Genomic DNA, 16,888 nt, shown 5'->3' on the forward strand with positions numbered 1-16,888 from the left:
GTCTAAGCAATGGAGGCAAGTAATCATGAGGCTGTGTAGTAGGAAGAAGGCAGCAGTGTCGAAGGCAATGACGCTTATACAAGGCAGCGCAGCGCTAGTGCCTTCAATGTACGCCGGAATTAGCGCGGTTGACATTGCCGGGCTACGTAAGCACTGCTCTAGCTGCGGCGTTACGCTACGCGTTATGCGCAACAAGCTGCTCATTACAGCCCTAGCTGCCTCTGTGAACCGCACGGTGCTTGCACGCCTACCCTGCACGCTAAGAGGCCAGCTTCTGTACGCATTCGGACCTAGCATAGAGCGCATTGCGGGTGCCCTATCAAGCGCAAACGCCAAATGCCTAGAGCCAGTGTATGGAATGGAGCTCCCTGGAAGGATCGTTTCGCAGTGTGAAATTGCCGCAATGATGAACCTTCCCCCAATCGATGCGCTATGGGCAAGAGTAACCCACCTTGTAGCATATCCGATCACACAGCTGACCAACACGCTACGTGCAATAGCAAGCAGAGCAGAGGCACAACTATGTCGAACGATGACATAGTATCACGCATAGCGTCAATGACCGCCCTCGAGCTAAGCGACCTGGTTGGGCTACTCGAGCAGCGGTTCAACATATCGCGCCTGGCCTTGGCACCATGCCAGCCTGGCTCCAAGGCCGTCGAAGCAGAGCAAGATAGAAGGGACCGCAAGGTATTTATCACCAACTCCGGCTCCAACAAGATAGCTGTTATAAGGGCAGTAAGGGATGTTACCAAGCTGGGTCTAAAGGAGTCTAAGGGGCTAGTAGACAGCGTGCCATCTCTTGTAGCAGAGGGCCTATCAGAAGCAGAAGCAGAAGATATCAGGTCCAAAGTCGAGGCCGCAGGCGCAAAGGCAGAGGTCAGGTGACGCTACAGCACACTGCATGGCGCCTTAGGCTGGCACCCTACGCCCCATCGTCGCCATACCCCGACCTCCTTGGTGTTCAGAGGTCTGCATTCCATAGGCTCACGCAGCACAGCATCCATCCCTCAGCAAGGAATCCTTACGGCCTACAGCGGCTGCTATTCTCCATGTTTCCTATGATGTCCAACGATGGTGCTGCTCTCATAGAGCTCGTCAAGTACACAATCGGCAAGCCATGCTCGACGGATGCGGAGTGCTTACGCAGTGGGCTGACATACTCTGCCCCGCTATCGCTCACGCTGAAAATAACTTCCCGCACCCCTTCCAATGACGGCACATGGCACGTAAGGTATGCCAGATCGCACCAAGTATACCTTGGTGACATGCCAATGATGACCCGTAAGGGCAGTTTCATCGTACGCGGCACAGAAAGGACACTCCTAGTACTACAAACTCGTGCCTACGGAGTGTTTGTAGTACCTGATTTAACCTATTATAGGGCCGATACACCAACCGTTTGCAGCCTTAGGATAGTTCCGCATAGAGGCACGTGGTTGGACCTAGCAATACAGGATGGCGCAGTGCTTTTCAGGCTCAACGCTGGCGTTTTCATGCCAGCAACAATTCTACTCAAGGGCTTTGGTGCTTCGACAGATGCCATTGCAGGCATGCTAACACCAAGGGCAGGCATTGCTATAAGCCCAGGTGGCGCAAGCATTGCCATAGACTTGTCGGACATAGCTTTCGATGTGCAGCACTTCGACACAAGGCTAGGCCATGCGCGCCTAACACGTAGACTAGCAAAGTCTAGGGGCAGCCTGGAGGGGCGGCCACTCCATATTGAAGATGCGGACGTTGTTAATAAGTTCGAGCTGGCAAGCGATGCCAGCATCGGAGGACGCACAGTAGTAAGCGGCACACTGCTATCCCAGAGGGTCATATCAATGGCGAGGGCAGATAGAGAATCTTATCTTGCAGTAGTCAACCGGTGCCACCATGGAGCCTACCTGCGCCACATAGCACGTACGCTTCGCATGGACAGGACGGTCGACCCGCACGATGCAAGGGCGTGTATTGCGGGACACATTGGCATAATGCGCCACCTGGACCCAGCATCGGCGCACAGCATATTTCAAGGCATCATGGAGAACGCCCGCGCGTACTGCCTCTCGCCATGCGGGCGTAGCCAACTTAACGCCAGAACAGGAAGGCACATCAGCCAAGGCGGTGACACGTTGGACGCACGTGACATAGCGCTATCACTCAAGCTACTAATCAACGCCACAAGGCGTAACGTACGCCCTGACGACGTGGATGACATGAGTAACCGCAAGGCTAGGGATGCTTGCGATGCGCTGTGCGATGCGCTAAGGCCTGCGTTCCTTGGCTTGAAGCGCCGGCTAAGGTCCCATACCGCGAACAGTAGGCCAGGTGAGGCCATTGCAATCCTCCTGGGACTGCATGCAGTCACGCACCAAGCCTACGACGAGCTAACAAACTCCAGACTAGCACAGCCACTCGATCAGACTAATCCACTTGCAGAGGTTACGCACAAGCGCCGCGTTGCCATAATTGCAGGTAGCGATAGTGGCCCTCGTCGGGCGCCGCTGGGAGCACGCGACGTGCATGCAACCCACTACGGCAGACTATGCCCGGTAGAGACCCCAGAGGGGCAGAACATAGGCCTAATTGCCTCTCTAGCAGCGCGTGCAAGGATCGATGCGCAGGGCACTATCCTTGCGCCGTACGTTGTAACAAGACGCAATGCCACAAGGGCCGCGGCGCGTTACATTTCGCCGCAGGAGGAGGTGGGTGCAATGTCAGCTCCATCGGCAATCGTGCCGCACACTCGGCGCAGGACCATCATGGCACGCATAGGCCACGGGGTCGCAATGGTACACCCATCGGAGGTTATACTAGTCGATGGTGCGAACGAAATGGCGCTATCTGCTGCCACTGCTACGATTCCTTTCCTAGAGCACAACGACGCATGCCGAGCTCTTATGGGCTCTAACATGCAGCGACAGGCAGTCCCATGCTGCTATCCACGTAAGCCGCGGGTCCATACTGGCATGGAGCAAGCTGTTGCGCAGCATGCCATGGTCGCGATACGTGCACGGTATGCAGGTCGCGTGGCTTACGTTGACCCGCTGCACATAGCCATAGTGCCGATATGCTCGAACCAAGGGCATGCGTGCACTTACCGCCTAGCAAGGAACGCACGAACAAACCAGGGCACGCAGGCAGACCATAGGCCAACGGTAATTCCAGGCTCGTACGTACAGGCTGGCGACGTAATAGCCGACGGCCCTGCCAGCGAAGGCGGAGTGCTGGCGCTAGGCAGGGACGTGCTGGTTGCCTTCATGCCATGGGAAGGTTACAACTACGAGGACTCGGTGGCAGTATCTGAGGCGTTACTGCGCAATGGCGCCTACACATCAGTGCACTTGGACGAGGTCTCTGTAGACATGGACGGCGATGATGGCTGTGGCACGGTGCTGTCAAGGTGCGTGCCAGGCATAACGCAGTCGCAGCGCGACAGGCTTGACGAACGCGGCATAGTGAGGGTGGGCTCGAGGGTATACCCAGGGGATATTATCGTAGGCAAAATATCTCCACGCCATGCCGGCATTGCACCAAAGGGCAACAGTCTTCTACGCACAGCATTGGCAACCAGCGAGCAGGCGAACAGGGACTCCAGCATAAGGGCAACGCAAGGCATGACCGGCACCGTGGTATATGCTAGGATCGAGCCATGCAACCAGCCCGATGTGCATGACGATCTACCGGGGCAGTGCGCAGGAGAGCAGTCATTGCTGCGACGCATCCAGCACGGCGCTCGAGCAACGTACTGTTGGGCATCAGCGCGCGATCCGTACTTCTGGATGCCGCGCAACGGCCTAGCTGCTGCTCCCTATGCCAGGTCGCAACAAGCATCGCCCAAAGCAGGCCTGCACCCGTATGATAAGGCAACGCGAACACTCAAGGTCGCCATAGCATCACGCATCAATCTACAGCCAGGGGATAAGGTCTCGGGGCGGCACGGAAACAAGGGCGTCGTGTCTAAGGTTGTGCCCATTGAGGACATGCCTTACATGAAGAACGGCCGTTCCGTTGACGTTATAGTAAACCCGCTTGGAGTGCCATCAAGGATGAACGTGGGGCAGCTTCTAGAGACGCACATAGGCCTTGCATCAATCGCGCTCGAGGCACGGGCAAACACCGCAGAGCGCCTGCTGTGCTCATCAGCCTATCACGACGCTATGTGCCATGGCCTTATGGCCTGCGATGGGCGATGCTACCCTGCATGCAGCGTGGCGGACGGAGGGTCACCGGGGCATAGAGTTACGCTTTGCACGCTGTGCCCTGCGTTCGACGGCCCTAGCGAAGCAGAGATACGCAGCCTGGCTCGGGCTGCAGCAACCCAGGGCGTTAGGTTCAAGCACGGCCTGCATAGGAGGCACCAGGCGATACTATACGATGGCAGGACGGGTACACAGTACGACAGGCCAGTGACAGTTGGTTTTATGTACTACCTAAAGCTAAACCACCTGGCAAGGAACAAGGTGCACAGCAGGTCAACAGGTCCCTATTCGTCGGTTACCGAGCAGCCTCTTGGTGGCAAGGCACGCAGGGGTGGGCAGCGTGTTGGAGAGATGGAGGTGTGGGCGCTAGAGGCACATGGCGCTGCGTTCACGCTGCAGGAGATGCTGACCATAAAATCTGACGACGTAGGAGGGAGACGTAGGGTGCACGACCACATAGCGCAGGATGTGCGGCCACTGAGCTACGGCACGCCGGAGTCCATAGGTCTACTGGTAAGGGAGCTTAGGTCGCTGTGCGTGGACGTAGTGGCAGAGCAGGCGCCGGCATGAATGTAGCCGAGAGGTTCGTGCTAGGCTCTTTAAGAGGGGCTATGTCCGCACCATTCGACAGGGTAAAGGTATGCATGGCGTCTCCGCTTCAGATTAGATCCTGGTCGCATGGCGAAGTGCTGACTGCAGCAACAGTTAACCAAAGGAGCATGATACCCGAGGCGCACGGCCTGTTCTGCACAGAGATATTCGGCCCTGCAATGTGCCATGAGTGCAAATGCGGAAGGTACGCCGGTGCACAGCACAGTGGCATAATCTGCGAGTGCTGCGGGGTTGAGATAGCGCCTTCGTACGCAAGGAGGCTAAGGATGGGCCACATAGAGCTTGCCAAACCCGTAATGCACGCTTGGTTCTCTAGGCCATCCTCGCCCCATGTTGGCACTATACTTGGCTTGCCGCACAGGGAAGTCGTGCGCGTAGCAAGGCGACAGGCACGCCTGATACGCCCGCCTGGAGCCTTGCTATGCCGGGACCTGACCATGGCTTCGCTAGAAGACAGCATCGCACGCCCCGTTGGCATGCAGCATGGTCGGGCGTACTCCGGCTGTGATGGTCTGCGTAGGCTGCTTGCATCGATAAGCATGGAGCGCGAGGTGCACGACACGACGGCGCGCATAGCCTCACCGCGCGTAACTGACAGCCAGCGCGGTAGTATGATCTGTAGGCTGCGCATGCTATCGTCGCTACTGGAGTTCGGCGCCAGGCCAGAGTGGATGATCCTTACGGTAATCCCTGTGCTACCCGCCGGCCTTAGGCCCATGATAAGATCCGCAGGACGTGATGCAGCCTCCTCGGACCTGAACGACTTATACCGCGGCGTCATAAACTGCAACAACAGGCTAAGGAGGCTCATTGCACTCCGCGCCCCGCAGTCCATCGTGGCAGCCGAGCACGACCTATTGCAGAAATCTGTGGACGACCTAATCGACGGCACTGCGCGACAGGGCAACGCGCGGTCGCACTGCCGTCCAAGGTCTCTATCTGAGGCGCTGCGCGGTAAGACTGGCCGGTTCAGGCAACATATGCTGGGGAAGAGGGTCGACTACTCAGGCAGGTCTGTCATAGTTGTGGGGCCAGACCTAGGGCTACACCAGTGCGGAATACCTATTTGCATGGCGCTAGAGTTGTTCAGGCCATTCGTTGCTGGTGCCCTGATTAGGGGCGGCATGGCGGCGGAGAGGGCGAGGGCAGAGGTTTCAGCTGGGTCTACTGCTGCTGTGGCAGCGCTTAGGCATGCGATAAGGCACCATCCAGTTCTGCTCAACAGGGCGCCCACGCTGCACAGGCTGAGCGTACAGGCTTTCTACCCGACGCTGGTAGAAGGCCTGGCAATAAGGCTCAACCCACTCGTCTGCGCACCATTCAACGCTGACTTCGATGGCGACCAGATGGCAGTGCATGTTCCTTTGTCAGTTGAGGCAGCGACGGAGGCCAGGATGCTACTGCTGCCCTGCAACAACCTGCTTCTACCTGCAAGCGGATACCCAGCGTCAGCTCCCACCCAGGACATGGTGCTGGGTATATACTACCTGACATGCGGGCCTGAGGATGACTACCATGGCGAGCTGGGCATAGCAGACAGCGCAGCGTTACAGATGGAGTCAGGGTGGTCGCGTTCGCACACCAGAGCCATGGTAGTCGTAAGAGAGTCGCTAAGGCACAGGGGGTCGTACAGTGAGTTCTCAGTGCTGCACAACACGACGGTAGGCAGGGCCCTGCTGTCGCACGCTCTGCCTGCAGGAACGCCGTTTCATAGAGTAAACCGCACCATTAGCAAGGGCGTGCTGGTAGAGGTGATGAACGAGGCTGCACGCCGCTGCGCTCCGCTATGCCTTAAGGGTATGGCTGAGTCGCTAATGGTTGCTGGGTTCAATGCAGCCACGCGAGCAGGTATTTCCCTGTGCATTGACGACATGTGCGCGCCTGTCCGCAAGGGGGTTACCATAGCCGGCGCATGGCGCCTGAGCTCTCGACTTCACAGGTCGCACAATTCGGGTGTGCTGACAGGCACAAGGCTGGATCATGCAACGACAAGGCTGTGGCAGGAAACGTCGGAGCTAGTTAGCTCCATGCTGGCCTTAGAGCTGGCGAGGCAGGGCAGCACTACTCTAGCCGCAACAAACGCCGTGCATCTAATGTCCGCTTCTGGTTCAAGGGGCTCTACAGAGCAGGTAAAGCAGCTGTCAGGAATGCGGGGGCTGATGGTAAGGCCGGACGGCACGATATTAGGCACGCCTGTTACGTCGAGTTTCCGCGATGGGCTCAATGCCGTGGAGTTCGCCATGTCAGCGCATGGTGCTAGGAAAGGGCTTGCAGACACAGCGCTTAGGACTGCAGACTCAGGATACCTCACGCGCAGACTGGTGGACGCATCGCACGACGTAATAATAACAGAGCTAGACTGCGGCACGTGCGCTGGCGTAACGGTGGGCAGGCCGAAGCTTAACAGCACAGCCGTTGATAGAGCGCTAGCTTGGTGCATAGGCAGATATACTGCCTCGTCCGTGCAGTCCGATGCCGGTGATGTGCTATACCAGCGCAACACGTCCATAACTAGGGACGTGCTAGAGGATTCGCTACTGCGATCTGTAGCAGGCATAAACATAAGGTCGCCGCTGCACTGCGACTCGCAGCATGGGGTGTGCGCCATGTGCTACGGGCAAGACCTTTGCACGCTGTCACGCGTTAACATGGGCGCTGCGGTTGGGGTAGTTGCTGCGCAGTCAATAGGAGAGCCAGGCACACAGCTGACCATGCGCACGTTTCACATTGGCGGCATAGCATCCTCAAGGTCGCACGACGTAATGGCGTGCCAGCCAGGCGTAGTGCGATACAGCCCATGCACGCATAGCGTTACGCCGCACGGAGTAAGGGTAGCCTCCTCGCACAATGGAAGCGTTCAGATACACGACGGGCGCGGATGTGCCAGGGAGTCCCACGCCATACCCCATGGTTCCATACTGCACCATGCAGGCGGCGATATAGTTGCAGCAGGCGAAGTACTGCTATCTTGGGACGCCGTAACAACACCAGTTATAGCGAAGCACGACTCCCTAGCAACCAAGTGTGCAGAAGGCATACGCCTAACGCGCAGCGACGGAAGGTGCTGCACGGTGATGCTAAGTGCAGGGGCAGAGGTAGCAATAGGTGCGACGCAGTACGTTAGGCGTGGGCAGGTAATAGCAACAGAGCCAGCGCATGCCGAAGGTAACACAGACATAACGGGAGGGCTTGCCCGCATGGCAAGCCTGTTCGAGGCGCGTCAGGCGCAGCGTAGGCACAACGAGCCTGATTCCTCATGCTGGTTGCACGGCATCCTGCGTAGTAATGGTCCAACGGCGCTCCTTCAGCGCCTGCAGGACGACGTGCAGTCTATACTCGAGCCTCAGGGGGTTAGGGTTAACAACAAGCACCTGGAGATCATAGCAAGGCAGATGCTCAGGTGCGTTCGGGTGGTGAACCCAGGAGACTCAGCATTCCACGAGGGCGAGCACGTAGCCAGATTGGAGGCAGCGAGAGCGAACGCTGCGCTGCGTCTACAGAACAGGCGCACGGCAGCTTATGAGCACACGCTGCTAGGCATAACAAAGTCTGCACTAAGCACTGAGTCCTTCATATCAGCGGCCTCGTTCCAGGAAACCACCAAGGTAATTGCCACCGCGGCGGCAAGCGGCAGGCGTGACTTTCTGCGTGGGCTTAAGGAGAACGTCATAGTGGGCCGCATGATACCTGCAGGGACTGGGTTTGTCTACCACGCGCACAGGAGGCTCAATGCCGACGCTGAACCAGCTAGTAAGGCAGGGGAGGAGGAGGTTCGAAGCCAGGAGCAAGAGCCCAGCACTCAGGGGGAGCCCCCAGCTTCGCGGGGTGTGCACGAAGGTGTACACAACGACGCCAAAGAAGCCAAACTCAGCGCTCCGAAAGGTAGCAAAGGTACGGCTGTCAAACCGTCTGGAAGTCATATCCTACATCGGCGGCGAGGGTCACAATCTACAGGAGCACTCAATGGTGCTAGTACGCGGCGGTAGGGTGAAGGATCTGCCAGGGGTGCGCTACCACATAGTCAGAGGCGCACTCGACGCGGGAGGAGTAAGGGAGCGCAGGAGGTCACGCTCGAAGTACGGAGCAAAGATGCCGCGTTCAGCAGCGTAGGCATGGCCAGAAAGTGCGGTGCAGTAAGGCTTCGCGCTTGTTGTGATCCCCTGTTCGAGGCGCCGGAGGTTGGCAGGCTAGTTAACCTGGTGATGGTGTCCGGAAAAAAGACGGTTGCGGCAAGGATAGTATACACTGCGCTTGCAATGCTGAGCCCAGACAGGCGCCGTTCGTACGATATGCTCATGCAGGCGCTTCATAACATAAAACCATCCGCTGAAATCAGGACGCGACGAATGGGCGGAGCAAGCTACCGCGTTCCTGCTGAGATCTGCGCTAAGCGCAGGATGTCCTTGGCACTAAGGTGGCTCAAGTCAGCCGCGATGCGCCGGAGGGAGAGGTATGCTCACGTCAGGCTATACAACGAGATTCTAGACGCCCTGTGCCGGCGAGGCGGGGCAGTTAGGCAAAGGGACGAGGTGCACAGGCTAGCCCACGCGAACAGGGCATTCTCGCACAGCAGGCGCGGATAGCATGGCCAAGGCAACTCCCTTGGAGCACTATAGGAACATAGGCATCAGCGCTCACATAGACGCAGGCAAGACAACAACGACCGAGCGGATACTGTACTACACCGGCGTGAACCATCGGATGGGCGAGGTGCACGACGGGACTGCTACCATGGACTGGATGGAGCAGGAGCAGGAACGAGGCATAACAATTACCTCTGCTGCCACTACTACCTTCTGGAGCGGAATGGATGGCGGTAGGTGCAAACATCGCATAAACATCATAGACACGCCAGGCCACGTAGACTTCACCGCCGAGGTAGAGAGGTCAATGAGGGTGCTAGACGGAGCCTGCATGCTGTACTGTGGAGTAGGAGGCGTACAGCCACAGTCCGAGACAGTGTGGAGGCAGGCCAGGAGGTATGGCGTGCCCATGGTGTGCTTCGTGAATAAGATGGACAGGAGGGGCGCAGACTTCGACATGGTTTGCGCCCAGATGCGTGACAGGCTCGGTGCAAACCCCGTGCCCATAGCGTCCCCACTGTACAACTGCGACGCTTTTACAGGCGTAGTCGATCTAATGAGGATGAGGTGCATTGAGTGGAGCGACGCATCCAAGGGTACCGTGTTCAGATGCTGCCCCATACCGCAGTCCTCAATTGAGAGCTCAGTGCAACGTCGGCGTGCGATGCTAGAGGCAATAGTCGAGCATGACGAACGTCTCATGGAGAAGTACCTTGAGGATAACGGTAGCCCCATACCAGTTGATGAGCTAGTTGCATCACTTAGAAGGAGCACCGTCGGGTGCAAGACCCAGCCCGTACTATGCGGCAGCGCTTTCAAGTACAAGGGCGTACAGTGCCTGCTGGATGCGGTCATAGACTACCTGCCATCGCCGCTAGACTGTCTACCGGTGACTGCTGAGACCACTACAGGAGTTCCTGTAGAGCTAAAACCAACGGACAGCAGGTTCGTGGCGCTGGCCTTCAAGATAATGACGGACCCCTTCGTTGGACAGCTAGTGTTCCTGAGGGTGTACGCAGGGAGCATTAGCGCAGGAAGTGCTGTTGTTAATGTTACGAAGGGCAAGAGGGACAAGATAGCACGCTTACTGCAGATGCACGCTAACGCCAGGGAGGACATAGGGTGCATATCATCGGGTGACATTGCTGCAGTAGTTGGTCTGAGGGAGATATCTACAGGAGATACCCTTTGTAGCCCCGGTACAGACTTGGTGCTGGAGCGCATATCATTCCCCAGCCCTGTCATATCCCAGTCCGTGATCCCCGCGACCAAGGAAGACCATGACAAACTAGGCGACGTACTTGGCAAGCTGGCCCAGGAAGACCCATCGTTCCGAGTACACACAGACCAGGACACAGGTCAGACGGTCATATGCGGCATGGGGGAGTTGCACCTGGACATAATGGTTGAACGCGTGCGCCGAGAGTTCGGGGTAGATGTTAGAACAGGTAGGCCGCAGGTTGCATACAAGGAGACCATAAGGTCATCAAGCGACAGGGTAGAGGGTAGGTACGTAAAGCAGACTGGAGGGCGCGGACAGTACGGCCACGTTGTTATAGTGGCACACCCAAACCCCGGCAGTGGTTACGAGTTCATGGATAGGATAAAGGGTGGGGTGATACCAAGGGAGTACATACAGTCAGTGAACCGAGGCATTCAGGATGCGCTCAGGGCCGGAGTCGCAGCTGGGTTTCAGGTTACGGACGTGAGAATAGAGCTGGTGTTCGGGTCGTACCACGAGGTCGACTCAAGCGAACATGCTTTCAGGGCGGCCGGCGCCATGGCATGCAGGCGGGCTATACAGGAAGCTGGCCCTGTGATACTGGAGCCCATAATGGCGGTGGAAGTGGAGACGCCTCCGGATTACCTTGGGGCGATAGTAGGCGACGTGCTGGCACGGCGGGGCCTGGTCAAATCCACAGCACACCAGGGCTATTGCACCAAGGTCGTTCGGTCCGAGATACCGCTTGCGACTATGTTTGGCTACTCGACGTCCCTAAGGTCTATGACACAGGGGAGAGCCACGTATTCAATGGAGTTCAGCAGGTACGGAGAAGTAAGGCGCGAGGTGTTCGACAGGGACAGCAGCGCGCACAAGTAACCCCTACCCCTTACGCCAATGGCCAAAGCTAAGTTCGAAAGGAAGAAGGTACATATCAACGTGGGCACCATAGGCCACGTGGACCATGGCAAAACCACGCTGACTGCAGCAATGACGAGCGTGCTATCTAGTCACGGGTGCAGCGTTAAGAGGTACGAGGACATTGATGCCGCACCAGAGGAGCGAGCACGTGGCATTACCATAAACACGGCACACATAGAGTACGAGACTGAGACACGGCACTATGCCCACGTTGACTGCCCAGGCCATGCTGACTACGTCAAGAACATGATAACAGGCGCAGCACAGATGGACGGCGCCATCCTAGTATGCTCGGCAACTGATGGACCAATGCCGCAGACCCGGGAACACATCCTGCTGGCAAGGCAGGTGGGCGTACCGTACATAGTGGTATACATGAACAAGTGCGACATGGTGGAGGATAAAGAGCTTCTGGACCTGGTAGAGATGGAAATCCGGGAGCTGCTCTCAAAGTACAACTTCCCTGGAGACAGCGCTCCAGTAATAAGGGGCTCCGCAAAGCAGGCGCTCGATTGTGTGGATACAGAGCTTGGCACTAGGTCTGTGCTAAGGCTGTCTGAGGTGCTAGACAGCTATATACCAGAACCAACCCGCCCGATAGACTGCCCATTCCTTATGCCAGTTGAGGATGTTTTCTCAATATCCGGCCGTGGCACAGTTGCTACAGGGCGCATAGAGCGTGGCACGGTAAAAATAGGCGACGAGCTTGAGGTGGTTGGACTCAGGCCCACAGCAAAGACAGTGTGTACTGGAGTGGAGATGTTCCGGAAGCTCCTGGACAATGGTCAGGCTGGAGATAATGTGGGCGTATTGCTAAGGGGCCTGAGGCGTGAGGACGTAGAGCGTGGCCAGATACTCTCCAGGCCTGGCACAATAACCCCGCACACCAGCTTCGTAGCTGAAGTGTACGCCCTGACAAAGGACGAGGGCGGAAGGCACACCCCATTCTTTGCAAACTACAAGCCCCAGTTCTACTTCCGCACGACAGACGTCACAGGAAGCATAGTGCTCCCTAAGGGTGTTGAGATGGTTATGCCTGGCGACAATGTGCAAGTCGACGTCACTCTGATAGCTCCAGTGGCCATGGAGGAAGGTCTGCGCTTCGCGATCCGCGAGGGGGGCAAGACAGTTGGCGCAGGCGTTGTAACCAAGATCGTACGGTAATCCTGAGCATGAGGCTGGTGCTGAAGTCATTCAGCCCCCGCGCCGTGCAGGACACAGCAGCACGCCTGACGCGCACAATAGCAGCAGCCTGCATTGGTCGGGTGTGCACTGTGCCCCTCCCAATGAGGCGCCGCAGGTTCGACCTCCTAAGGTCGCCGCACATCGACAAGAGGGCCATGGATCAGATGGAGGTGCGCACTCACAAGATGCTCATACACATGCCTTGCCCTACGACCTGGTTAGCAGAGGAACTAATGAGCGCAGACGTTCCTGCAGGAGTAGCAATCCGAGTGAGGCCGTAGGGCAAGATGAGCGTAAGCATCATGCTGGGCGTCAAGGTAGGCATGACCCGCATATCGAGCGGGAGCGGAGGCGTTGTACCAGTGACCATCCTAGACGTAAGTGGAAACACGCCGCTGCGCAATGCGTGCCGTAGCTCTGCGCAGCGCGTCGTCCTGTATCGCAGCGCGCACAGCAAGCGTCTGTCCCGACCACAACTTTGCGCATGCCTTGGGCGTAACATGGAACCAGCGGCGTATGCTGCTTTGCCTGCGCAGCATGGCATGGCGCAGCACGGCATACTAGCATGCGGCAGGCCACATGCCAAGGCGATATTGCGAGCAGGGCAACTAGTATCAATCAAGGCAAGGTCTGTAGGCAAGGGGTTCAGCGGCGTCATGAAGAGGCACGGTTTCAGTTCGGGCAGGGCCTCTCACGGCAGCTCGAAGGCCCATCGCACCCTCGGATCCACAGGAATGTCGCAGGATCCAGGCAGAGTATTCCCAGGCAAGCGAATGCCTGGACGCATGGGGTGCAAGTACGCAACGGCAAGAAACCTGATGGTGGAGCATGTTGCACACGACTTCGTTATGGTCAGGGGCGGGATCCCAGGGCATGCAGGGAGTATCGTCGCCATACTGCCATAGGCCATCCCATGGCAGCCATGCCGGTTACCCATTACTGAGGCAGGTGCTAAACGCGTACCATGCTAGCCTCAGGCCGTCATGCAGCGCTCAGAGGAGCAGGGGCGAAGTAAGCCACAGCACGAGAAAGCCATGGAGGCAGAAGGGGCTTGGCAGGGCAAGAGCTGGCATGACGTCAAGCCCACTATGGAGAGGTGGGGGAAGGGCATTCCCCTCCAGAACCGCAGCATCCAGGCTAGTCAGGATTAACAAGCGCATGGCACGCCTGTCGCTTCACGTCCAGATAGTACGTGCGGCGCAGCAAGGACGGCTGGCTATCGTTGACGCCCTGCGGCTAGCGCCCAGCAAGACAAGGGAGCTGCGGTGTGCCAGCGCACAGCCTAGCACCATGGTCGTTGTAGGCAACAGCGAGCTATGCTACCATGCCTACCGGGCTGCAAGGAACGTCAGTGGGCTGAGCATAGTGGCACAGAGGGGCATTAGCCCAAGGGCGCTCCACCTATCGTGCCGGATCGTAATGACACGCAAGGCGGCCGAAGACATAGCAACCATGCACTCACTATGCTGAACGCAGGGCTGCTAAGCGCGCTACGAGCCAGGGGACGCGCGAGCAATGGAGCCAACTGGCTATCCCAAGGTGTGGTCATCACACTGCGCGCCGGTCCCATGGCCAGTGGGGTCATGCGCCTGGCCATGTTCATGAGCGCAGGCGCTTCTGAACGCCTCGCATGCGTTCAGGCAACGCGACATATACGCACGGCGGTACGCTTAGCCTGCCGTGCTAGGAGGGACGGGTGGCGTATAGGAATAACCCGCTGAGGTCTCTGCTAAGGAGGCACCACAGGAGCTCGGGCAGGAACAATTCGGGCGTCATAACGGTACGGCACAGGGGCGGAGCGCACAAGAGGCGGTACAGGGTCGTTGATTTCCACTACCGCACCGGGTGCTATAAAGGCAGGCTGGAGAGGGTAGAGTACGACCCCAACCGCAGCGCTAGCATAGCTCTGGTGCTGTACGGAAGCGGTAGTAGGAGGTACATCATATCGCCCCAGGGTGCCATGGTAGGCATGGAGGTAGCATCAGGAAACGATGCCCCAGTCAGGCAAGGCTGCAGTCTGCCTCTGTGGAAGGTTCCAGTGGGTACCTGCGTACACAACCTGGAGATGCGACCTGGTGCAGGGGCGCAGCTTGCTAGGGCTGCAGGCGCTTATGCCACAGTAATATCTGCTAATGGCGCCAACGTTACAGTAAGGCTTAGGTCTGGTGAGGTAAGGTCTATTGACGGGCGCTGCTATGCCACTGTGGGTGCGGTAGGAAACGCAGGCCACTCCCGCACAAAGCAGGGCAAGGCTGGCAGGATGAGGTGGCGCGGCGTCAGGCCTACGGTTCGCGGCGTGGCCATGAACCCTGTGGATCACCCGCATGGTGGTGGTGAGGGCAAGACAACCGCAGGCAGGCATCCAGTAAGCCCTTGGGGACAGCATACCAAAGGCATGAAGACCAGGCGTAGCAAGGGCGGGCGAAGGGTAATCCTACGACGCAGGGGATATGAGTAGATCAGTAAGGAAGGGCCCCTTCTGTACGCTGTCGCTCAGAAGGTGGATCAATGGCTCGAGCATACGGCATGCCTTCAGAACCTGGTCCAGACAGTCAGCCATAACGCCTGGCATGGTAGGCAGAACTGTGCACGTCCATAATGGAAAGCGCCACGTTGCTGTAAGGGTGCATGTCGACATGGTAGGGCACAAGCTGGGTGAGTTTGCGCCAACAAGAACGTTCAGGTGCCACTCTCGGGAGAAGCAATCCAGGGTACGCGACAGGACGGCGCAGCCATGACAGCCATGCATTTCAGCAGTGCAGTAGAGCTAAAGGTAGCTGCGTGCCGCTGCAGCTCGTCTTTGCGCAAGATTCACCCTGTATTGCGTAGCATAATGGGTCTACCATTATCGTCAGCAATAGGTGCGCTGTATCTACACGCGCGAAAGGCTGCAAGGATAGTGCACAGAGTGCTGCACAGAGCTATGCCAAAGTTAGCACTAGCGGGGCTAAGCCCAGCTCGCGCAGTAGTGGCATGCTCAAGCGTAGGGTCAGCAGGCATTTTAAGACGAGTAAGCCCTCGGGCAAAAGGGCGAGCTTGCATAATAAGGCGCAGGATGTGCCACATAACCATAACACTCCGGAGCTTACAGTGGGACAGAAGGTGCACCCAAGGCTTTTCAGGCTGAGCGCTAGGTATGACTGGGATGCGCAGTGGTATGCGGAGAGCCATGCATTCGCGGCGCATCTAGCCCAGGACATGATGCTAAGGAGGCTTGTTGGTTCGAAGATGTCAAAGGTGCCCATGGGTCCAATGGCAGTGACTAGGACGTGCAAAGGGTGCGCCATCCACCTAAGGTGCCCTAGGGTTAGCCAGGTGCAGGGCAGGCTTGCGGGCGAGGCAGCGCGGGATATAGTTAGGTTGCGGTTCGGGGATTGCATCGACGTGGTGTTGGATGATATGAGGCGCCCTGAGCTGAGCGCACACGTCATAGCTAGACGCGTCGTAGATCAGGTGGAGAGGAGGGCGCACATAAAGCGAACAATAAGGCGCGCAGCAAGTGCAGCTGCAAGGCATGGTGCACGTGGCGTCAAGGTGATGTGCTCCGGGCGCCTGAACGGTGCAGAGATAGCGCGTACAGAGTGGCACATGGAGGGCACCGTGCCGCTGCACAGCATAGGCGCCGAGGTGGACTACGCAGCCACATGCGCAAAGACAGTGTACGGCACGGTGGGCGTAAAGGTATGGGTGCACGGAGCCACGGAGGTCCGTCATGCTCAAGCCTTGTAGGAGAAAGTACAGGAAGGAGCACAAGGGGCGCAACAGGGGGCTTGCCAGGAGCGGGAGCACCATTGTACACGGCGCACTCGCACTGCGCGCTCTATCAAGGGGCAGGTTGAGCTCGTCGCACCTAGAAGCTGGCAGGCGGGCCATAACGCACAGCATCCGCCGCGCGGGCTCGGTGACAATACGAGTCTTCCCGGACAAGCCCATATCGAGAAAGCCTGCTGAGGTTAGGATGGGAAACGGCAAGGGCAGCCCAGATCACTACGTCTTCGAGGTAAGGCCAGGCAGGATTATATACGAGGTGGGGGGTGTGGACGACCACATAGCGCGCTCTGCACTAAGGCTCGCCATGCCTAAGCTCCCCATTAAGACAGCGCTTGCATGCCGGTGAGCAAGACGTATCGCAAGGGTAACGCAACCCAAGCGTGCAATATGTGCGCACGATTCAT

Annotated in this window: 14 protein-coding genes and 3 pseudogenes; all 17 read left to right on the top strand. The window is 57.8% G+C overall.

The window, feature by feature from the left end; genetic code table 11:
* The first annotated feature begins 25 nt into the window (after window positions 1–25).
* The 17 genes and pseudogenes from AAHM87_RS00075 to rplP all read left to right on the top strand — a co-directional run bounded on the left by AAHM87_RS00075 (window position 26) and on the right by rplP (window position 16,830).
* The gene (locus tag AAHM87_RS00075; protein WP_457913185.1) at window positions 26–541 is read left to right on the top strand and encodes a 50S ribosomal protein L10; all 516 of its coding nucleotides are present in this window, start codon (window positions 26–28) and stop codon (window positions 539–541) included.
* Complete coding sequence (gene rplL, locus AAHM87_RS00080) at window positions 523–888, top strand: 50S ribosomal protein L7/L12 (RefSeq protein WP_457913186.1); 366 nt, start codon at window positions 523–525, stop codon at window positions 886–888. Before AAHM87_RS00075 ends, rplL begins: the two co-directional genes overlap by 19 nt.
* On the top strand, window positions 885–4,760 hold the full coding sequence (gene rpoB / locus AAHM87_RS00085) for a DNA-directed RNA polymerase subunit beta (RefSeq protein WP_457913187.1): 3,876 nt from the start codon (window positions 885–887) through the stop codon (window positions 4,758–4,760). The genes rplL and rpoB overlap by 4 nt, the downstream gene beginning before the upstream one ends.
* Window positions 4,761–4,801: 41 nt before the next feature.
* A pseudogene (locus AAHM87_RS00090) lies at window positions 4,802–6,664 on the top strand (DNA-directed RNA polymerase subunit beta'); the annotation flags it as partial.
* Between the two features lie 141 nt (window positions 6,665–6,805).
* A pseudogene (locus tag AAHM87_RS00095) lies at window positions 6,806–8,302 on the top strand (hypothetical protein); the annotation flags it as partial.
* A gap of 229 nt (window positions 8,303–8,531) precedes the next feature.
* On the top strand, window positions 8,532–8,912 hold the full coding sequence (gene rpsL, locus AAHM87_RS00100) for a 30S ribosomal protein S12 (protein WP_457913188.1): 381 nt from the start codon (window positions 8,532–8,534) through the stop codon (window positions 8,910–8,912).
* A gap of 2 nt (window positions 8,913–8,914) precedes the next feature.
* Window positions 8,915–9,385 carry a 30S ribosomal protein S7 gene (gene rpsG, locus AAHM87_RS00105; protein ID WP_457913189.1) on the top strand — a complete coding sequence of 157 codons (471 nt, stop codon included), beginning with the start codon at window positions 8,915–8,917 and terminating at the stop codon, window positions 9,383–9,385.
* A gap of 1 nt (window position 9,386) precedes the next feature.
* A complete protein-coding gene (fusA, locus tag AAHM87_RS00110; protein ID WP_457913190.1) occupies window positions 9,387–11,486 on the top strand; it encodes an elongation factor G in 2,100 nt (699 codons plus the stop codon).
* 18 nt (window positions 11,487–11,504) lie between these two features.
* Complete coding sequence (gene tuf, locus AAHM87_RS00115; RefSeq protein WP_457913191.1) at window positions 11,505–12,692, top strand: elongation factor Tu; 1,188 nt, start codon at window positions 11,505–11,507, stop codon at window positions 12,690–12,692.
* 8 nt (window positions 12,693–12,700) lie between these two features.
* Window positions 12,701–12,994 (top strand): 30S ribosomal protein S10, encoded by a 294-nt coding sequence (locus AAHM87_RS00120; RefSeq protein ID WP_457913192.1) that lies wholly within the window; start codon window positions 12,701–12,703, stop codon window positions 12,992–12,994.
* A gap of 21 nt (window positions 12,995–13,015) precedes the next feature.
* Window positions 13,016–13,618, top strand: a complete 603-nt coding sequence (gene rplC, locus AAHM87_RS00125) for a 50S ribosomal protein L3 (protein WP_457913237.1) — start codon at window positions 13,016–13,018, stop codon at window positions 13,616–13,618.
* Window positions 13,587–14,183, top strand: coding sequence for a 50S ribosomal protein L4 (gene rplD, locus AAHM87_RS00130; RefSeq protein WP_457913193.1), 597 nt, complete (start codon window positions 13,587–13,589; stop codon window positions 14,181–14,183). Before rplC ends, rplD begins: the two co-directional genes overlap by 32 nt.
* Window positions 14,184–14,403: 220 nt before the next feature.
* A pseudogene (rplB, locus tag AAHM87_RS00135) lies at window positions 14,404–15,171 on the top strand (50S ribosomal protein L2); the annotation flags it as partial.
* Window positions 15,164–15,451: a 30S ribosomal protein S19 gene (gene rpsS, locus AAHM87_RS00140; protein ID WP_457913194.1), complete on the top strand. Its 288-nt coding sequence runs from the start codon at window positions 15,164–15,166 to the stop codon at window positions 15,449–15,451. The pseudogene rplB and the gene rpsS, both read left to right, overlap by 8 nt.
* 95 nt (window positions 15,452–15,546) lie before the next feature.
* Entirely contained in the window at window positions 15,547–15,840 is a 294-nt protein-coding gene (locus AAHM87_RS00145; RefSeq protein ID WP_457913195.1) for an uL22m family ribosomal protein, read from the top strand.
* Window positions 15,816–16,442: a 30S ribosomal protein S3 gene (gene rpsC, locus AAHM87_RS00150; RefSeq protein WP_457913238.1), complete on the top strand. Its 627-nt coding sequence runs from the start codon at window positions 15,816–15,818 to the stop codon at window positions 16,440–16,442. The genes AAHM87_RS00145 and rpsC overlap by 25 nt, the downstream gene beginning before the upstream one ends.
* Complete coding sequence (gene rplP / locus AAHM87_RS00155) at window positions 16,426–16,830, top strand: 50S ribosomal protein L16 (protein ID WP_457913196.1); 405 nt, start codon at window positions 16,426–16,428, stop codon at window positions 16,828–16,830. Before rpsC ends, rplP begins: the two co-directional genes overlap by 17 nt.
* Window positions 16,831–16,888 lie beyond the last annotated feature (58 nt).

It is taken from the genome of Candidatus Tremblayella endosymbiont of Pseudococcus viburni, assembly GCF_964031255.1.

What these genes read in the sequence shown, in the direction of transcription:
- rpsL (WP_457913188.1), top strand. Translation starts at nt 8,532, where the DNA reads ATGCCGACGCTGAACCAGCTAGTAAGGCAGGGGAGGAGGAGGTTCGAA.
- rpsG (WP_457913189.1), top strand. Translation starts at nt 8,915, where the DNA reads ATGGCCAGAAAGTGCGGTGCAGTAAGGCTTCGCGCTTGTTGTGATCCC.
- rpsS (WP_457913194.1), top strand. Translation starts at nt 15,164, where the DNA reads ATGAGTAGATCAGTAAGGAAGGGCCCCTTCTGTACGCTGTCGCTCAGA.
- rplC (WP_457913237.1), top strand. Translation starts at nt 13,016, where the DNA reads ATGCTGGGCGTCAAGGTAGGCATGACCCGCATATCGAGCGGGAGCGGA.
- AAHM87_RS00145 (WP_457913195.1), top strand. Translation starts at nt 15,547, where the DNA reads ATGGGTCTACCATTATCGTCAGCAATAGGTGCGCTGTATCTACACGCG.
- rplD (WP_457913193.1), top strand. Translation starts at nt 13,587, where the DNA reads ATGCAGGGAGTATCGTCGCCATACTGCCATAGGCCATCCCATGGCAGC.
- rplP (WP_457913196.1), top strand. Translation starts at nt 16,426, where the DNA reads ATGCTCAAGCCTTGTAGGAGAAAGTACAGGAAGGAGCACAAGGGGCGC.
- rplL (WP_457913186.1), top strand. Translation starts at nt 523, where the DNA reads ATGTCGAACGATGACATAGTATCACGCATAGCGTCAATGACCGCCCTC.
- AAHM87_RS00120 (WP_457913192.1), top strand. Translation starts at nt 12,701, where the DNA reads ATGAGGCTGGTGCTGAAGTCATTCAGCCCCCGCGCCGTGCAGGACACA.
- AAHM87_RS00075 (WP_457913185.1), top strand. Translation starts at nt 26, where the DNA reads ATGAGGCTGTGTAGTAGGAAGAAGGCAGCAGTGTCGAAGGCAATGACG.
- tuf (WP_457913191.1), top strand. Translation starts at nt 11,505, where the DNA reads ATGGCCAAAGCTAAGTTCGAAAGGAAGAAGGTACATATCAACGTGGGC.
- fusA (WP_457913190.1), top strand. Translation starts at nt 9,387, where the DNA reads ATGGCCAAGGCAACTCCCTTGGAGCACTATAGGAACATAGGCATCAGC.